Origin of the sequence: Mycobacterium kiyosense (genome assembly GCA_021654635.1) — a bacterium.
GTDB classification, from domain to species: domain Bacteria; phylum Actinomycetota; class Actinomycetes; order Mycobacteriales; family Mycobacteriaceae; genus Mycobacterium; species Mycobacterium kiyosense.
In genome coordinates, this window is record AP025179.1 from 4,281,711 (window position 1) to 4,296,785 (window position 15,075).

Here is a 15,075-nt window from a genome sequence, read left to right on the forward strand (position 1 = left end):
GGTCATAGGTTGGTACATACTGTATACCTATCGGTACTGCTTTCTGCAATGCGGCCCACCGGTGCCACCGACCCGTCGAACGCCTGCTCAGACCGGCAGTTGCGCCGGCCCCAATGCTCTTGCCAGGAAGCCGATCTGGTCGTTGGACGCTTGGTCGAACCAGTCATGACCGGGCCACACGTCGAAGTGATCGCACGGGTAGTGGTGCACCTGCGCCCGGCCGTGCACGGCGGTCTTGGCGATCGAGGACGCCGGCACGAACCGGTCGAAGTCCGCGATTTGGATCAACAGGGCCGCCCGCAGGCTCTTCGCGGCCGCTTTGGTCTTGACCTTGGCCAGTTCGAACCCCACCCCGGAATCCACTTCGTTGCGCCAGGACGGCCCGGCGATCGAGAGGTAGTTCTCGTACGCTCCGTCCAGCGACAGCGCGCCGTGTTCGCCGGGTCGGGAGGTCAGTTTCATCAGCACCGGGGTGCGCCCGCGCGCTACCGCCCAGCGACTGCGCACGCCGTCGACGGTCGTACGCAGCGCCGTACCCAGGGTGTGCTGTTTGAGCACGGCAGCACCGGTGGCCAACGGATCGGTCAGCGGTGTCATGGCGATCACCGCGACGACGTCGTCGCGACCCGCGGCCACCCGCAGCACGTGCCCGCCGGACATCGAAACACCCCAGAGCACAACGCGGTTCGGGTCGACTCCGGGCAGCGCCTTGGCGCAGGCGACAGCTGCTTGGTAGTCCTGCTCCTGTCGCTTGATCGAAATAGACTGCCGCGGAGCGCCTTCGGAGGTGCCGAAGCCACGGTAGTCGAACGCCAGCACGTCGAGGCCGGCGGCGCTGAACTTCTCCGCGAAGGGTTGCAGACCGGAATCCTTGGTGCCGCCGAAGCCGTGCGCCATCACCACCACCGGCCGGGCCGGCGTACCGTCATCGCGGCCGGCAAAGTGCCAACCGCTGCACATGCTGTCCTGCGATCGGAATGTCAGTTCCTGATAGGACATCTCGCACTCCTCATCGTGTCGGTTCCGCGACGATTCCATAAACCGCACCCAGCCATATCGCCGCCGCACCGTCGAGCAGTTCGGTCCGGTTCAGCGGGCCGCCCAAGGTCATCCGTTCCAGCATGCGGTCGTTGACTTCCAGCAGAACGGTGGCCAGAATCGTCGCGTCGATTCCCTCCGGCGCGGTACCCGCGACGCGTTCGGCACGGATCATGCCGGCCACCGATTCGACGAACGTGGCGCGCCCGTCATCCCACATCCGCCTACCCGCCGCGCTGTGTCCGCGGGCTTGCAGGGCGGCCTTGAACATCGACCGATGCCGCTCCCAGGTGTCGAACAACCCCTCGAGCATGCCGCGTACCCGCTCCCGCGGCGGGCAGTCGCTCATCGTGAAGATGTCGTTGACGAACATGGTGTCGTCGACCATCCGCTCCATCAACGCCGCGACAGCCGACGCCTTGCTCTCGAAGTAGAAGTAGAAGGCCGGCCGGGTGACCCCGGCGCGGGCAGCCACCTCGGCGATGTTCACGTCGTCGAAATCGTGCTCCTGCAGCGTCTTTTCGAGCGCGTCGAGGATGGCCTCGCGGCGCTGGTCGCCACGCTGCGGGGCACGGCGGTCGGTGCGCGCCCGGGTCACAGCGCAGCCCCCGCACGGGCTTCGGCACGCTTCATGCCGGCCGGGATCTCGCGGGCCCGCAGGTCGTGCTCGTAGTAGAAGTAGTCGACCTGCTGGGTGTGCCGCGGCCGGTCGACACAATGCCCGGTGTACAGGCGCTGGTCGGCGTCGATCACCCGCTCCATCTCGTCGACGGACGGCAGCGCGTAGCGGCCGACGGCGTATGCGGCGAGTAACCGAGACTGGCATTCCACGAACGGGAACAGCGTGGGAATGGCCTGGGCGAAGCCGATGAACACCAGGTTGTCCACGCCGGGCTTGAACATCCGCTTGTAAAGCCGGATCTGGTTGTCGGGCGCGTCGATGAAGTCGGGGTCGAAGAACGGGAAGGTGATGTTGTAGCCGGTGGCGTACACGATCACGTCGAAGACACCGCTGGAGCCGTCTTCGAAATGTACTGTGTCACCGTCGAGTCGGGTCACATTGGGCTTGGGCGTGATATCACCGGACCCGAGCCGCAGCGGCAGTTCGACCGACTGGGTGGGGTGGGCTTCGAACAGTTTGTGGTTGGCCGGCGGCAGACCGTACAGGGTCGGGTCGATACCCAGCATCGGGGCCATCAGCTGCGCCAGTTTCCGCTGCCAGGACAGCGGCAGATAGGGCGTGGTGCGGAAGAAGCGGTCGCCGGGCTGGCCGGCGAGGTACTTCGGCACAATCCACGCGCTGGACCGGGTGGACAGGGTGACGGTGTTCTGCAGTGTGCGGGAAGACAATTCGACGGCGATGTCCGCGGCGCTGTTGCCGATTCCCACCACCAGGATGCGCTTGCCGGTGAGCTCCAGCGGGGTGTGCGGGTCGATGTAGTGATGCGAATGGATCGACTCCCCGGTGAAGGTACCCGGGAAGTCGGCCAGGCGGGGATCCCAGTGGTGTCCGTTGCCCACCACCAACAGGTCGAATTCGCGCGTCGCACCGCGCTGATCTTCGATCTCCCAGCCGGCACCCACTTTGCGCGCGTGCACTACGCCGTTATTGAACTCGATGTGCTCGAGCAGCCCGAATGCCTGGGCGTAGGAGTCCAGGTAGGCCTTGATGTCGGAGTGATGCGGAAACGACGGGAAGTCCTCGGGGATCGGAAAATCCTTGAACGACAAGCGATGTTTCGAGGTGTCGATGTGCAGCGACCGGTAGGCGCTGCTGTGTCCGTTGGGGTTGCCGAACGCCCAGTTGCCGCCGATTCGGTCGGACAACTCGAAGGTGGTGTAGGGAACGCCGTAATCCTTGAGCATTTTGCCGGCGGTCAGGCCGCTGATGCCGGCGCCGATGACCGCGGTGCGTGGACGCAACATCACCGGAGGCTAACACCCGTTTTTGACGCGGGTCAATGATTTCTGACAGATGTCAAAAGGTCGGGTGATGGCCGCCGGCACTCGGTTACTGTTGGATCAACTGTACTGGATTCGGCTGATCTGCAGTACGCTGCCTAAGGTGACCGCGCCGCGCTGCCGGTCACCTTCGACAAAGGGTACGAATGATCAAAGTAATGCAAGGCTTTCGGGTCCTGGAGGTCGCACAGTTCACCTTCGTCCCGGCGGCCGGCGCCATTCTGGCCGACTGGGGCGCCGACGTCATCAAGGTGGAGCACCCGCTGCGCGGCGACACCCAGCGAGGTTTCATCAACATGGGCGGCATCCAGGTCGACCCGGAACGGCATCCCCTGATGGAGCATCCCAACCGGGGCAAACGCAGCGTCGGAATCGACATCTCCACGCCGGGTGGTCAGGAGGTGATCTACGAACTGGCCAAGACCGCCGACGTGTTCCTGACCAACTACATGCCCCGGGTGCGGCAGAAGAACAAGTTCGACCTGGAACACATCCGCGCGGTCAACCCGGACATCGTCTACGCGCGTGGCACCGCCTACGGCGACAAGGGCGCCGAACGTGACGTCGGCGGGTTCGACGGCACGGTGTTCTGGACGCGCAGCGGCATCGGGTACGCCTGCACCCCGGAGGAGCTGGGTGCGCCACTGTCGCAAGGGATTCCCGCGTTCGGCGATTCCATCGGCGGCATGTTCATCGCCGGTGGCATCTCGGCCGCCCTGCTGCATCGCGAACGGACCGGCGAGGCGCTCGAACTCGACGTCTCGCTGCTCAGTACCGCCTGGTGGGCGGCCGGCGCGAGCGTCACGCAAGGCATGGAGACCGGCGAGGTGATGCGCGCACCGATGCCGGGAACCACCGGCCCACTGGTGAATCCGTTCATGGGCAACTACCAGACCTCCGACGGCGGCACCATCAACCTGTGCATCATCAGCCCGACCGGGCTGATCCGCGACACCTTCGAGCATCTCGGCATCCCCGAGGCCGCCGACGATCCACGCTTCTCCGAGGTGCTCCCACTGATCCAAAATGCCGGCGAGGCAGCCGAATTGATCGCGAAGGCGTTCGCCGGCAAGCCTTTCGACTACTGGCGAGAGCACCTGAGGACGATGCGGGGCCAGTGGGCGCCGTTCCAAAGCCTCGTCGAGCTGGCCAGCGACGAGCAGGCGCTGGCCAACGACATGATCGCCGAGGTCGAACTCGCCGGCGGCGGTGCGCCGTTCAAGGTGGTGCGCGGCCCGGTCCAGTTCAACCACGAACCGCTGGAGACCACCAGAGCCCCGCAAGCCTCCGAGCACACCGAGATCGTGCTGATGGAACTGGGCATGGACTGGGACCGCATCGCCGAGCTCAAAGACTCGGGCGCCATCGCCTGAACGGGTACGGCCACCTCGCGACTAGATCAGGCCCAGCTTCTGGTAGGCGGCTTGCATCTGGATCCTGGCTTCCTCCGGCAACTCGGCCTGCGGCGGCCGGGAATGCGGATAAGCCCCGATCGGCAAGCCCAGCAGCGAGGCCGCGTACTTGAACGCGCCGCCCCAGTGGGTGAAGTACTCAGGTCGTCCCGGGTAGCAGGTGAACCAGGACCCCATGTCGAGCTCGAACTGGTCCAAGCCCGAATCGCGGCCGTAATCCATGGCTTCCAGCAGCTTGCCGCTCTGGATCAGGTCCCAGTACTCGGAGAAGACAGGGCGTGCCGGGGTTTCGTGGAGGTAGCCTGCGGTACCCAGTTGAGCGGGGCACACGATCCCCTCGCGCAGCCAGCCCGCCCGATACACCGTCTTGTCGCATTCCCACAGCACCAGCCCGGGCGCCAACTCGTGCAGTCGCCGGCTGGCCGCGGGACGGAACGCACCCTCCTTGGTGGCACACACCGCCGGTACTTCGTGGTAGATCCGCGCGCTTTCGGCCGGCGTCAACACGTAACCGGAGGACGGCGAATTGAACATGCCCAGCGCGATGTCGGTACGGGCGGCGATGTACTTGATGAACCGCAGCACGCCCTCGCCGCCGTGCGTCTCCATCATCGGCGTCTGGATGTAGGCGATATCGGCGCCCGACCGCTGGGCGTGCAGCGTGAGATCGAGGCAGTCCTTGGCCGTGATGGCCGCCGTGCAGGCTTGCACGACGACGTCGGGGTTGATCGCACGCGCCTCTTCGACGGCGACCTCGAGCAAGCGCTTGCGCTCGTCGAGGGGTCAGTGCCCAGAATTCGGCGATCCCGCTGGTGCACCACAACATCGGGTGGCCCAGATCTTTGACGCAGTAACGCACCAATGTGCGATAGGCGTCCCAGTCGATGTCGTCGCCGTCCTCGCCGCGGAACGGCGTGTACAGGGGAGTTGCCGATACCGCGTAGCGCACCGTGCGCCCAGGTGCGCGCCTGCGCTGCCGTAGCCATCGTCCACTCCTCCTGCCGGACAACTGTTTTCAGCCAGCTTCACGTAGTTTCCGGGACACCGGTGCCCCACGCCCGCGGAGGCGCCGGCGCAGCGGCAGATCCGGTGCCACCACTACCGCCGCAGGGCGCTCGGAGACGAGATACCAAAATGCCTACGATAGGGATTACAGTAGCAGAGGTAACATCGGATTCAGCGAGCATCGCCAAGGGCTACCGGTAAGCTAGTCGATCAACGAAACGCCCGGAATACGCAGCACGGATCGTCATGGAGGTGCCCGTAGTGGCAAAGCAGGCAACCGCCGAGAAACGTCAGCGACGCGAACGCGGTTCCATCAATCCCGATGACATCATCAGCGGTGCATTTGAACTCGCCGAACAGGTGTCGGTCGACAACCTCAGCATGCCGTTGCTCGGCAAACACCTGGGTGTCGGTGTGACGAGTATCTACTGGTACTTCCGTAAGAAGGACGACCTGCTCAACGCGATGACCGACCGCGCGCTGGGCAAATACGTCTTCGCCACGCCGTACGTCGAAGCCAGCGACTGGCGCGAGACGCTGCGTAACCACGCCCGCTCCATGCGTAAGACGTTCATGGGTAACCCGATTCTGTGCGACCTGATTCTGATTCGTGCGGCGCTGAGCCCCAAGGCGGCGCGGATGGGCGCTCAGGAGATGGAGCGCGCGATCTCCAATCTGGTGGAGGCCGGGCTGTCACCGGAGGACGCGTTCGACACCTATTCGGCCGTCTCCCTGCATGTCCGCGGATCCGTGGTGCTGCAACGACTGTTCGAGAAGAACCAGACCCCGGACAGCGGCCCGCGCTCGATCGAGGACGCGGTGGGTATCGACCCGCAGACCACTCCACTGATCGCTCAGGTCACCGGCAAGGGTCACCGCATCGGCGCCCCCGACGAAACCAATTTCGAATACGGCTTGGACTGCATCCTCGACCATGCCGAGCGACTCATCGAAGAGGGCGCGAAGTCCGCCAAGACCGGGGCACGGCCACGCAAGGCCGCCAAGTCCAGCACGCCGCGCGCCAAGACGAACGGTTAGGTATCCGTCAGGCGTTCCGGCTCCGGCACGTGAAAGTGCTCGTCGCGCAACCGGAAAGCCTCCTTGGTCCCGTGTTCGGCGCGGGTCTTGACGAAATTGAATTCGCCGGGGCCGAACTGCAGATTGGTGCCGTAGGCGTGGAAGAGATAGCTCGCGACTTCCTCGCCGTTGTAGGCCTGGGTCTGCTCGACGAGCCGGAACGCCTCCTTGGCGATCACGATCCCGTCCGCCGGCATCTTGGCGACCTTCTCGGCCCAGTACCGTGCGCGGGCGGTGACCATGCCGGGATCGCAGGTGTCGGTAAAGATTCCGAGGTGCTCGAGCTGGCCCGCCTCGATGATGTCGCCCGTCAGCAGCAGCCGGCGCGCCAGCACCGGTCCGAGCCGATGGAAGAACATGTGCAGGCTGCCCAGCGCGGGACCGAGGAACCGTGTTGCCGGCATCCCGATCTTGGTGTCGCGGCCGATCACCGAGATGTCGGTCATCAGCGCCATTTCGAAGCCGCCGCCGAGGGCGTAGCCGGAAATCTCTCCGACCGTCACCTTCGGAAAGCCCATCAGGTTGTGATAGAAGCCGAATGATTTGCGGTCCACAGTAAGTCGGCGGCGCTGGCTGGGCCGGCTCCGCTGCGGTCGTTGCTCTTTGCCGGCTCCGTACCAGCCGTAGGCATTGTTCATGTCGGCGCCGGTGCTGAAGACGCCGTCGGCGCCGCGCAGAATGACCACGGTGATGTCGTCGTCGTCGGCGACGTCGTCGAGGTGACGGGCGACGGCGTTACGCATCGCGGCGTCATAGGAGTTGCGCTGCTTGGGGTTGTTCAGGGTGATCGTGGCGATGCGCCGGTCCGGGTCGACGTCGTAGCGCACCCGATCGTCGGTGGTGTCGGTGTCTGTCATGCTTGGGTCTCCGTTCTGCGCCTGCCGAACCGGGTGGTGGACAACTGATCCGGTCGCGACGCCAGGGTGCTGACCTCACCGGTGCACAGCACCTCGCCGTCGAGCAGCAACCGCGCCGTCGAGGTGATCCCCCGCTCCACCTGCGAGCGGGCGATGTCGAAGCCTAATTCGGTCAGCAGCGGTGTCGGACGACGGAAGGTGATGTTCAGCGACCTCGTCTTGCCCGAGCGCCCGGTGTGGCAATTATGGTGCTGTATAACGCAATCGAAGAAGACACCGAGAAAGCCACCGTGCACCAGGCCGGGCGGGCCTTCATACAGCACCGGGAACGTGACGCGTCCGGACGCGGCGTCGGGGTCGAGTCGCTCGAACCGGTATTCGGGGAAACAGGGATTGTAGGCCCCGATGTCGGTGGCGTGGTTCAGATAGACCCGGCGGGCGTCGTTCTCGCGCTCACCGATGCGCGGGGCGCTGTCGGCCGGGGCGGCAGCGGCGAGCTCGGCCTCCCACTCGGCGAACTTGGCCACCATGGCGTCCACAGCCGGGTGCGGGGATTCCAGCGACAGCATCAGCGAAGCGAGCCGGCGCATCGCAGCGGCCGCGGCGACGGTCTGGTCCAGCGGCGTCTCGCCGAATCTGACGGAGGCTTCGGACGGATCGTCGGACGGGCGGCGGCTGCTGGTGCCCTCGGCCATTTCCCCTCTTTGGTCGCCGGTTCCACCGGCCCCGTTTCCGCCGGTTGGGTTTCTTGCTAACTTATACACGTCAGCAATCGTATTGCCTACTGTATGGGTAACCGTAGGGCTGGGGAAGGTCGGAGTCCAGCGTGAGCCACGAGGCGCAGACCGCCGCCGGCGACGGTTCGGTGGCGCTCAGCCGTGCCGACGCGGTGTTGCGGATAACCCTGGATCGCCCGTCTCGGCGTAATTCGTTGACGCCGTTGATGATCGACGCCCTGATCGACGCCTTGACCGACGCGGCCGCGGACGATTCGCTGCGCGCGATCCACATCTGCGGCGCCGGGGACGATTTCTGCTCCGGCTCTGACTGGGTGACCGCGAACCGCCCCGGCGCCGCGCGCCCGCGCGCCGGTGACCTGGTGCGCCGGGTGCCGCACGGAGCACACCGCGTCATCGAACTGGTCCACACCATTCAGTTGCCGGTGGTCTGCAGCGTGCGCGGCTGGGCGGTGGGGCTGGGTTGCAACCTGGCGCTGGCCGCCGATTTCACCGTGGCCAGCCGGGATGCCACCTTCTGGGAGCCGTTCGTGGACCGCGGGTTCAGCCCGGACTCGGGCTCGACGTGGCTGGTGTCCCGACTCGTCGGGCTGGCCCGGGCCCGGCGGATGTTGCTGCTCGCCGAGCAGATCAGCGGCGCCGACGCGGCCGACTGGGGCCTGATCCACCAGGCGGTGACGGCGGACGAGCTCGACGACGCCGCCGAGCGCCTGCTCGCGCGGCTGGCCGGCGGAGCGACGGTGGCGATCGGCCTGGCCAAGCAGGCATTGCAGTACGGTCAGCGGGCAACCTTGGCCGAGTCCCTGAACCAGGAGCTCTACAACCTCGAACTGTCTTGCCGCACTGGTGATTTCAAAGAGGGTCTGGCAGCATTTCGGGAGCGCCGCGCGCCGCGGTTCGAGGGCCGCTGAGCGGTGACACGACCATGAAGGGAACCCCTATGCCCGCGTTCGACAACATCCGCTACGAGGTCGACGGGCACACCGCCACCATCACACTGGACCGCCCCGAGGCTCTCAACGCGCTGAGCCCACACATGATCACCGAGCTGCGAGCCGCCTATGAGGAGGCGGAGAACGACGACCAGGTGTGGCTGACCATCGTCACCGGAACCGGCCGCGCCTTCTGCACGGGCGCCGACGTCAAGGAGATTCCCGAAGACGGCAAGGTGATCTACGAGCGGCCCTACCTGTCGACCTACGACCAGTGGGAGGCGCCGCAGGAGGGCACCCCGCCGTTTCGCACCGCGGCCAAGCCGGTGATCACCGCAGTCAACGGATTGTGTTGCGGCGCGGGCATGGACTGGGTCACCACGACCGACATCGTCATCGCGTCCGAACAGGCCACCTTCTTCGATCCGCACGTCAGCATCGGACTGGTGGCCGGCCGCGAGATGGTGCGGGTGTCGCGGGTGCTTCCCCGCTCGATCGCCCTGCGGATGGCCCTGATGGGCAAGCACGAACGGATGAGCGCCCAGCGCGCCTACGAATTGGGGTTGATCAGCGAGGTCGTCGAGCATGAGCGGCTGCTGGACCGGGCCCGCGAAATCGGCGACATCGTCAATTCCAATGCGCCGCTGGCCGTTCGCGGCACCCGGCTGGCGATCCTGAAGGGACTCAACGTCAACCTGCACGAGGCCGAGATCCTCGCCGAGACGTTCCGCGAGCGGGTGCTGCGCACCGAGGACGCCCAGGAGGGACCGAAAGCCTTCGTGGAGAAGCGCAAACCGGACTGGCAGTGCCGCTGATGACCACAGCTTTCCAGACCATCCTGCTCGACGTCGACGCCGCCGACCACGTCGCGACGATCACGCTGAACCGGCCCGAGCAACTCAACGCCTTCAACCGCACCATGTGTGAGGAGATGGCCGAAGCCTGGCGCAGCGTCAAATTCGACGATGCGGTGCACGCGGTCGTGCTGCGCGCCGCCGGTGATCGTGCCTTCAGCGCCGGACTGGACATCAAGACCTCCTATGGGCAGCCCGACAATGTCTGGAATCACGAGGATCCGGGCGAGTTGCTCAGCCCGAAGTGGCAGAAGATGTGGAAACCGGTGGTGTGTGCGGTGCAGGGGATGTGCACCGCGGGCGCGTATTACTTCGTCAACGAGTCCGACGTGGTGATCTGCTCTACCGACGCAACGTTTTTCGACTCGCACGTATCGGCCGGCCTGGTCTGCGCGTTGGAACCGATCGGCCTGATGCGCCGGGTCGGCCTGGGCGAAGCGCTGCGGATCGCGCTGATGGGGAACGACGAGCGGGTCTGCGCCGACACCGCGCTGCGGATCGGCTTGGTAACCGAAGTGGTTGCCCCGGAAAGCCTCTGGGCGCGGGCCCATGAGATCGCCGCGACCATCGCCGCCAAACCGCCCACGGCGACCCAGGGCACCGTGAAGGCCATTTGGGAGTCGCTGGACAAGCCCTACCGCACCGCTATGGAGCAGGGACTGATTTACACCAGGCTGGGCAATCCGCTGGGCACGGCCGAGCTTGCCGCCCAGCCGAAATCGTCCGGCGCGCCCAGGCTGCGGTGATGAGCCGGCATCCCCTCAGCCGGCGCATCGGGCAGGTGCCGGAGCTTGAGCCTGGCGCGCCTGCCATCGAATACGGTGCCGACTGGTATACGTGGGCGTGGGTCGGCGAAAACGCCCGCCGCATAGCGTCGTTGACCTGTGACCATCCGCAGGTCGGCATTCTGCTGCGCAACCGGCCCGGGCACGTGGCTGCATTCCTCGGGGTGCTGCTGGGTGGCGGCACCGTCGTCACCATCAACCCGTCCCGCGGCGACGACCGCACCCGAGCCGACATCGCCGAACTGCGACTGCCGTTGGTGATCGGCGAAACCGACGATCTGGCCCGATTCGTGGCGGCGGGCACGCCCACGGTCACTATCTCCGGGACGTTGGCGGAGCCCGGGGATCTTAGTCAACCCGTCGGCGATGGAGCCGGTTCGGCTGTCGCGGTCCGCATGCTGACCAGCGGGACCACCGGGCCGCCCAAGCGAATCGACCTCAGCTACGACATGCTGGCGCACAGCGTGATGGGCGCCGGGTACGCCGGCGCGGCCGCGCCCACCGAATTGCGGCGTGGGGTCGCTATCGTCAATTCCCCGCTGGTGCACATCGGCGGCGTGTTCCGGGTACTTCAGTGTGTCGTGGAGCCGCGACCCTTCGTGTTGCTGGAAAAGTTCGAGTTGCAGGCGTGGGCCGACGCGGTACGGCGACACCGGCCCCGCGCGGTTTCGCTGGTGCCCGCAGCGCTGCGCACGGTATTGCACTCCGAGATGACGCGTGCCGACCTGGCCGGCATCCGCGCAGTCACCTGCGGTACCGCGCCGTTATCGGCCGACGACGCCGACGCATTCACCGAGAAGTTCGGTATCCCGGTGCTGACCTCCTACGCCGCAACGGAATTCGGCGGTGGCGTGGCCGGCTGGACACTTGCTGACCATCAGCGGTACTGGCGGGAAAAGCGCGGCAGCGTGGGGCGCATCAATCCCGGCGCCAAGCTGCGGGTGGTCGGCGAGGACGGCGAACCACGCGCGTTCGGCCAGCCGGGCCGGCTCGAGGTCAAACCCGCTCAGCTCGGCCCCGCCGCCGACTGGATGCCGACCAACGACATGGCCCGCATCGACGAAGACGGCTTCGTCTGGATTCTGGGGCGCGCCGATCAGGCGATAATCCGCGGCGGATTCAAGGTCATGCCCGACGACGTGCGCGCCGCCCTGGAGGCACACCCCGCCGTCGCGGGCGCGGCGGTGGTCGGCCGGATCGACGACCGTCTCGGCGAAACCCCGGTCGCCATGGTGGAATTGCGCGCCAGCGCCGAACCCGACGAGCTGGTGGATTTCCTGCGAACACGATTGGCCCGCTACGAGATCCCCACCGATATCGCGATCGTCGACGCCATCCCGCGCACTGCGTCCGGCAAAGCGGACCTCAGCGCCGTGCGTGCCTACTTCCGGCCGGCACCCGCAGACCCCGGCAACCATGTCCGGTGAACCCTGCACGGTCGCCGCCACCTTGCGACGACAAGCCACCGCGCGGGCCGAGCACACCCTGTTGGTATGCGACCGCGAGCGGATCTCGTACGCCGAAGCCGACCGGCGCTCCGCGGACCTCGCCCACGGATTGATCGCCCTGGGGGCGGGCAAGGGAACCCATATCGGGCTGCTCTACCCCAACGGCCCCGAGTTCGTGGTCGCGATGCTGGCCGCGGCGCGCATCGGTGCGGTGGTGATCCCGTTCTCGACCTTCGCCACCCCGCGCGAGATCCGCGAGCAACTGGTGCACAGTGACACCGCGATATTGCTGAGCGCCCGGTCGTTCCGTACCCACGACTACGTCGAGCGACTGCGGGACGTGAGTGCGGGTGCGCCGCTGTTGCGCCACGTGGTGTTCGATTGCGATGAGCTGGCCTGCGATGCCGACGCCGCACTGCTGAACGCACTCGAGGCCGATGTCGACGGCTGCGACGTGCTGGCCATCGTCTACACCTCCGGATCCACCAGCGCCCCGAAGGGGGTGGTACACACTCACGCCGGCCTGCTGGGAAACCAGCTCGGCCTCAATATGATTCGCGGTCTCACCGCCGCCGACAGACTATTCTGCAACTCACCGTTCTGCTGGATCGGGGGGTTCGCGTTCGGGCTGCTGGCCACCCTGTCCGCCGGCTCGACCTTGGTGTGTTCCAACGCCGCCGATGCGGGCGTGACACTCGATCTCATCGAGAACGTGAAGCCGACCATGACAAACGGTTTCGTTTCCGGAATCAGGCATCTCATCGAGCACCCCAGCTACCCCGCACGGGATTTCTCCTCGTCGCGGCGGGGCAATCTCTACCCGATCAACGCACCGGACACACGGCCGGCCGATCCGGAATTGCGGCACAACATGTTGGGGATGACCGAAGCCGGGTCCGTGTTGCTGATCAGCGACGACGAGTCCGACCAGCCCGAACATCGGCGCGGATCCTACGGACGCCCGGCCCCGGGTTTCGAGACCAAGGTCCTCGACTCGGGCGAGCTGTGCATCCGCGGGCCCTACGTGATGCAGGGCTACTACAAACGCAGTCGCGAAGAATGCTTCGACGCCGACGGATGGTTCCACACCGGCGATCTGGTGCGTGTCGACGGCGAGGGATACGTGTACTTTCTCGGACGGATGTCCGGCATGATCAAGACCGCCGGCGCCAATGTCTCCGCCGCGGAAGTCGAAACGGCGATTGGCCGTGCGGGTTTGACGGCCCACGTAGTTGGTCTGCCCGACGCCGGGCGCGGTCAGGTGGTGGCGGCGGCGATCGTGCTACCGGACGGCGTGGCCGGCTTCGACGAAGCAGCGCTGCGTGATCGGCTGCGCACCGAACTTTCGGCGTACAAGATCCCGCGCCGATTCGTCGCCGTCCCGCGCGCGGACGTGCCATTGCTGTCCAGCGGAAAAGTCGACCTGGCGCAACTGAAAAAGCTGTTCGATGCCTGACACCGTCGATGGGCTACTACGGCGCCGTGCTCTCGGCGCAGCGGGCAAGCCAGCGGTGATCGACCCGACGACCCGGCTCAGCTACGCCGAACTCGACTCGACGACAACCGAACTGGCCGCTGCGCTGGTCGCGCTGGGGGTGAGCAAGGGCACCCGGGTCGGACTGATCATGCCCAACAGTGTGCGCTGGGTACAGATCGCCCTGGCGGTCACCCGCATAGGTGCGGTGCTGGTGCCGCTGAGCACGCTGCTGCGGCCACGCGAACTCCGGGCGCAGCTGCGAATGGCGGCCGTTCAGGTGCTGATCAGCGTGCAGGAGTTCCGCAGGCACCGCTACATCGACGACGTCCGGGCCGTGCCACGGATGGATCTACCAGCGCTACATAGTGTTTGGTTGGCAGACGAGCTCTCTTCGGCGCCCTTTGGTGACCGTGGGGCCGTCGCAACGATAGCTGCCACCGTCACGCCGGCCGACCCGATGGTGATCATCTTCACCTCGGGCAGCAGCGGAGCGCCCAAGGGGGTCGTGCACTCACACGGCAGCGCGTTGGGCGCGGTGGGCTCCGGCCTCCACGCGCGCTGCATCGATGCCGGCACCCGGCTGTATCTGCCGATGCCGTTCTTCTGGGTAGGCGGGTTCGGTGGCGGCATCCTGTCGGCGCTGCTGGCCGGTGCCACGCTGGTGACCGAAGAGTCCCCACAACCCAATACCACCCTGCGGCTGCTGGAACGCGAACGAGTCACGCTGTTCCGCGGCTGGCCCGACCAGGCCCAGATGCTGGCACGCCACGCGCAGCGGGCACAGACTGACCTGTCCGCACTGCGGCCGGGCAGCCTGGAGGCACTGCTGCCACCGCAGCAGCGAACGCAACCGGGCGCCCGCGCAACGCTGTTCGGCATGACGGAGTCGTTCGGGCCGTACTGCGGCTGGCGCGCTGACACCGACCTGCCGACATCGGCCTGGGGTAGTTGTGGAAAACCGTTCTCCGGCACGGAAGTTCGCATCGTCGATCCCCATACCGGGGTGCCGGTCCCGTCCGGAACTGTCGGGATGATCCAGTTGCGTGGCCCGCATACGCTGCGTGGCATCTGCCGCCGCAGCCGCGAAGAAGTCTTCACCGTCGACGGCTTCTACCCCACCGGCGACCTCGGGCGTCTGGACGCCGAAGGCTTCCTGTTCTACCACGGCCGCTGCGACGACATGTTCAAGGTCAGCGGCGCCACCGTCTACCCCAGCGAAGTCGAGAAGGCACTGCGCACCGTCGCGGGAGTCGAAGCGGTCGTCGTCACCAATGTGCCCGTCGGCGCTGGGCAGCGGGTGGGAGCCGCGGTGGTGTGCCGTGAAGTTGGGGTCGACCAATTGCGTGTTGCGGCACGCGAATTGCTGAGCGCCTTCAAGGTCCCGACCGTGTGGTTGCTGCTGGACTCCGTCGACGATCTGCCCCGCGGCGGCACCGGGAAAGTCGACGTCAGGTTGCTGCGCGAGATGCTGACCGAAGCGGGGTCTTAGCG

Annotated in this window: 13 protein-coding genes and 1 pseudogene; 8 read left to right on the forward strand and 6 right to left on the reverse strand. The window is 66.3% G+C overall.

The window, feature by feature from the left end; genetic code table 11:
- Positions 1-87: 87 nt before the first annotated feature.
- From L6444_RS20100 to L6444_RS20110, 3 genes are read right to left on the reverse strand one after another with little or no spacing between them, the layout of a single operon-like run.
- Complete coding sequence (locus tag L6444_RS20100; RefSeq protein WP_236976784.1) at positions 88-999, reverse strand: alpha/beta hydrolase; 912 nt, start codon at positions 997-999, stop codon at positions 88-90.
- Between the two features lie 10 nt (positions 1,000-1,009).
- Positions 1,010-1,636: a TetR/AcrR family transcriptional regulator gene (locus L6444_RS20105; protein ID WP_236976785.1), complete on the reverse strand. Its 627-nt coding sequence runs from the start codon at positions 1,634-1,636 to the stop codon at positions 1,010-1,012.
- Positions 1,633-2,964: a flavin-containing monooxygenase gene (locus L6444_RS20110; protein ID WP_236976786.1), complete on the reverse strand. Its 1,332-nt coding sequence runs from the start codon at positions 2,962-2,964 to the stop codon at positions 1,633-1,635. Before L6444_RS20110 ends, L6444_RS20105 begins: the two co-directional genes overlap by 4 nt.
- A gap of 194 nt (positions 2,965-3,158) precedes the next feature.
- On the opposite strand from L6444_RS20110, the gene L6444_RS20115 reads away from it, so the two are divergent.
- A complete protein-coding gene (locus tag L6444_RS20115) occupies positions 3,159-4,373 on the forward strand; it encodes a CaiB/BaiF CoA transferase family protein (protein WP_236984288.1) in 1,215 nt (404 codons plus the stop codon).
- Between the two features lie 21 nt (positions 4,374-4,394).
- Here L6444_RS20115 and L6444_RS20120 read toward each other — a convergent pair.
- Positions 4,395-5,398: pseudogene (locus tag L6444_RS20120) on the reverse strand (dihydrodipicolinate synthase family protein).
- A 265-nt stretch (positions 5,399-5,663) separates the two neighbouring features.
- On the opposite strand from L6444_RS20120, the gene L6444_RS20125 reads away from it, so the two are divergent.
- Positions 5,664-6,455, forward strand: coding sequence for a TetR/AcrR family transcriptional regulator (locus L6444_RS20125; RefSeq protein WP_236976787.1), 792 nt, complete (start codon positions 5,664-5,666; stop codon positions 6,453-6,455).
- Here the strand turns inward: L6444_RS20125 and L6444_RS20130 are convergent.
- The gene (locus L6444_RS20130; protein WP_236976788.1) at positions 6,452-7,351 is read right to left on the reverse strand and encodes an enoyl-CoA hydratase/isomerase family protein; all 900 of its coding nucleotides are present in this window, start codon (positions 7,349-7,351) and stop codon (positions 6,452-6,454) included. The two genes, L6444_RS20125 and L6444_RS20130, sit on opposite strands and share 4 nt — an antisense overlap.
- On the reverse strand, positions 7,348-8,046 hold the full coding sequence (locus L6444_RS20135) for a PaaI family thioesterase (protein WP_236976789.1): 699 nt from the start codon (positions 8,044-8,046) through the stop codon (positions 7,348-7,350). The genes L6444_RS20130 and L6444_RS20135 overlap by 4 nt, the downstream gene beginning before the upstream one ends.
- A gap of 131 nt (positions 8,047-8,177) precedes the next feature.
- On the opposite strand from L6444_RS20135, the gene L6444_RS20140 reads away from it, so the two are divergent.
- Genes L6444_RS20140 through L6444_RS20165 form a run of 6 tightly spaced genes read left to right on the forward strand, consistent with a single transcriptional unit; the run spans position 8,178 to position 15,073 of the window.
- Positions 8,178-8,999 carry an enoyl-CoA hydratase/isomerase family protein gene (locus L6444_RS20140; protein ID WP_236976791.1) on the forward strand — a complete coding sequence of 274 codons (822 nt, stop codon included), beginning with the start codon at positions 8,178-8,180 and terminating at the stop codon, positions 8,997-8,999.
- Positions 9,000-9,013: 14 nt separating this feature from the next.
- Complete coding sequence (locus L6444_RS20145) at positions 9,014-9,835, forward strand: enoyl-CoA hydratase/isomerase family protein (RefSeq protein ID WP_370652922.1); 822 nt, start codon at positions 9,014-9,016, stop codon at positions 9,833-9,835.
- On the forward strand, positions 9,835-10,620 hold the full coding sequence (locus tag L6444_RS20150) for an enoyl-CoA hydratase/isomerase family protein (RefSeq protein ID WP_236976795.1): 786 nt from the start codon (positions 9,835-9,837) through the stop codon (positions 10,618-10,620). The genes L6444_RS20145 and L6444_RS20150 overlap by 1 nt, the downstream gene beginning before the upstream one ends.
- On the forward strand, positions 10,620-12,086 hold the full coding sequence (locus L6444_RS20155; RefSeq protein ID WP_236976796.1) for a class I adenylate-forming enzyme family protein: 1,467 nt from the start codon (positions 10,620-10,622) through the stop codon (positions 12,084-12,086). The genes L6444_RS20150 and L6444_RS20155 overlap by 1 nt, the downstream gene beginning before the upstream one ends.
- The gene (locus L6444_RS20160; protein ID WP_236976797.1) at positions 12,076-13,563 is read left to right on the forward strand and encodes a class I adenylate-forming enzyme family protein; all 1,488 of its coding nucleotides are present in this window, start codon (positions 12,076-12,078) and stop codon (positions 13,561-13,563) included. The genes L6444_RS20155 and L6444_RS20160 overlap by 11 nt, the downstream gene beginning before the upstream one ends.
- A complete protein-coding gene (locus L6444_RS20165; RefSeq protein WP_236976798.1) occupies positions 13,556-15,073 on the forward strand; it encodes a class I adenylate-forming enzyme family protein in 1,518 nt (505 codons plus the stop codon). Before L6444_RS20160 ends, L6444_RS20165 begins: the two co-directional genes overlap by 8 nt.
- Positions 15,074-15,075 lie beyond the last annotated feature (2 nt).

Excerpts from the sequence above, each read along its gene's own strand:
- L6444_RS20155 (WP_236976796.1), top strand. The coding sequence starts at position 10,620 with ATGAGCCGGCATCCCCTCAGCCGGCGCATCGGGCAGGTGCCGGAGCTT.
- L6444_RS20130 (WP_236976788.1), bottom strand. The coding sequence starts at position 7,351 with ATGACAGACACCGACACCACCGACGATCGGGTGCGCTACGACGTCGAC.
- L6444_RS20135 (WP_236976789.1), bottom strand. The coding sequence starts at position 8,046 with ATGGCCGAGGGCACCAGCAGCCGCCGCCCGTCCGACGATCCGTCCGAA.
- L6444_RS20110 (WP_236976786.1), bottom strand. The coding sequence starts at position 2,964 with ATGTTGCGTCCACGCACCGCGGTCATCGGCGCCGGCATCAGCGGCCTG.
- L6444_RS20100 (WP_236976784.1), bottom strand. The coding sequence starts at position 999 with ATGTCCTATCAGGAACTGACATTCCGATCGCAGGACAGCATGTGCAGC.
- L6444_RS20115 (WP_236984288.1), top strand. The coding sequence starts at position 3,159 with ATGCAAGGCTTTCGGGTCCTGGAGGTCGCACAGTTCACCTTCGTCCCG.
- L6444_RS20165 (WP_236976798.1), top strand. The coding sequence starts at position 13,556 with ATGCCTGACACCGTCGATGGGCTACTACGGCGCCGTGCTCTCGGCGCA.
- L6444_RS20125 (WP_236976787.1), top strand. The coding sequence starts at position 5,664 with ATGGAGGTGCCCGTAGTGGCAAAGCAGGCAACCGCCGAGAAACGTCAG.
- L6444_RS20150 (WP_236976795.1), top strand. The coding sequence starts at position 9,835 with ATGACCACAGCTTTCCAGACCATCCTGCTCGACGTCGACGCCGCCGAC.
- L6444_RS20160 (WP_236976797.1), top strand. The coding sequence starts at position 12,076 with ATGTCCGGTGAACCCTGCACGGTCGCCGCCACCTTGCGACGACAAGCC.
- L6444_RS20145 (WP_370652922.1), top strand. The coding sequence starts at position 9,014 with ATGAAGGGAACCCCTATGCCCGCGTTCGACAACATCCGCTACGAGGTC.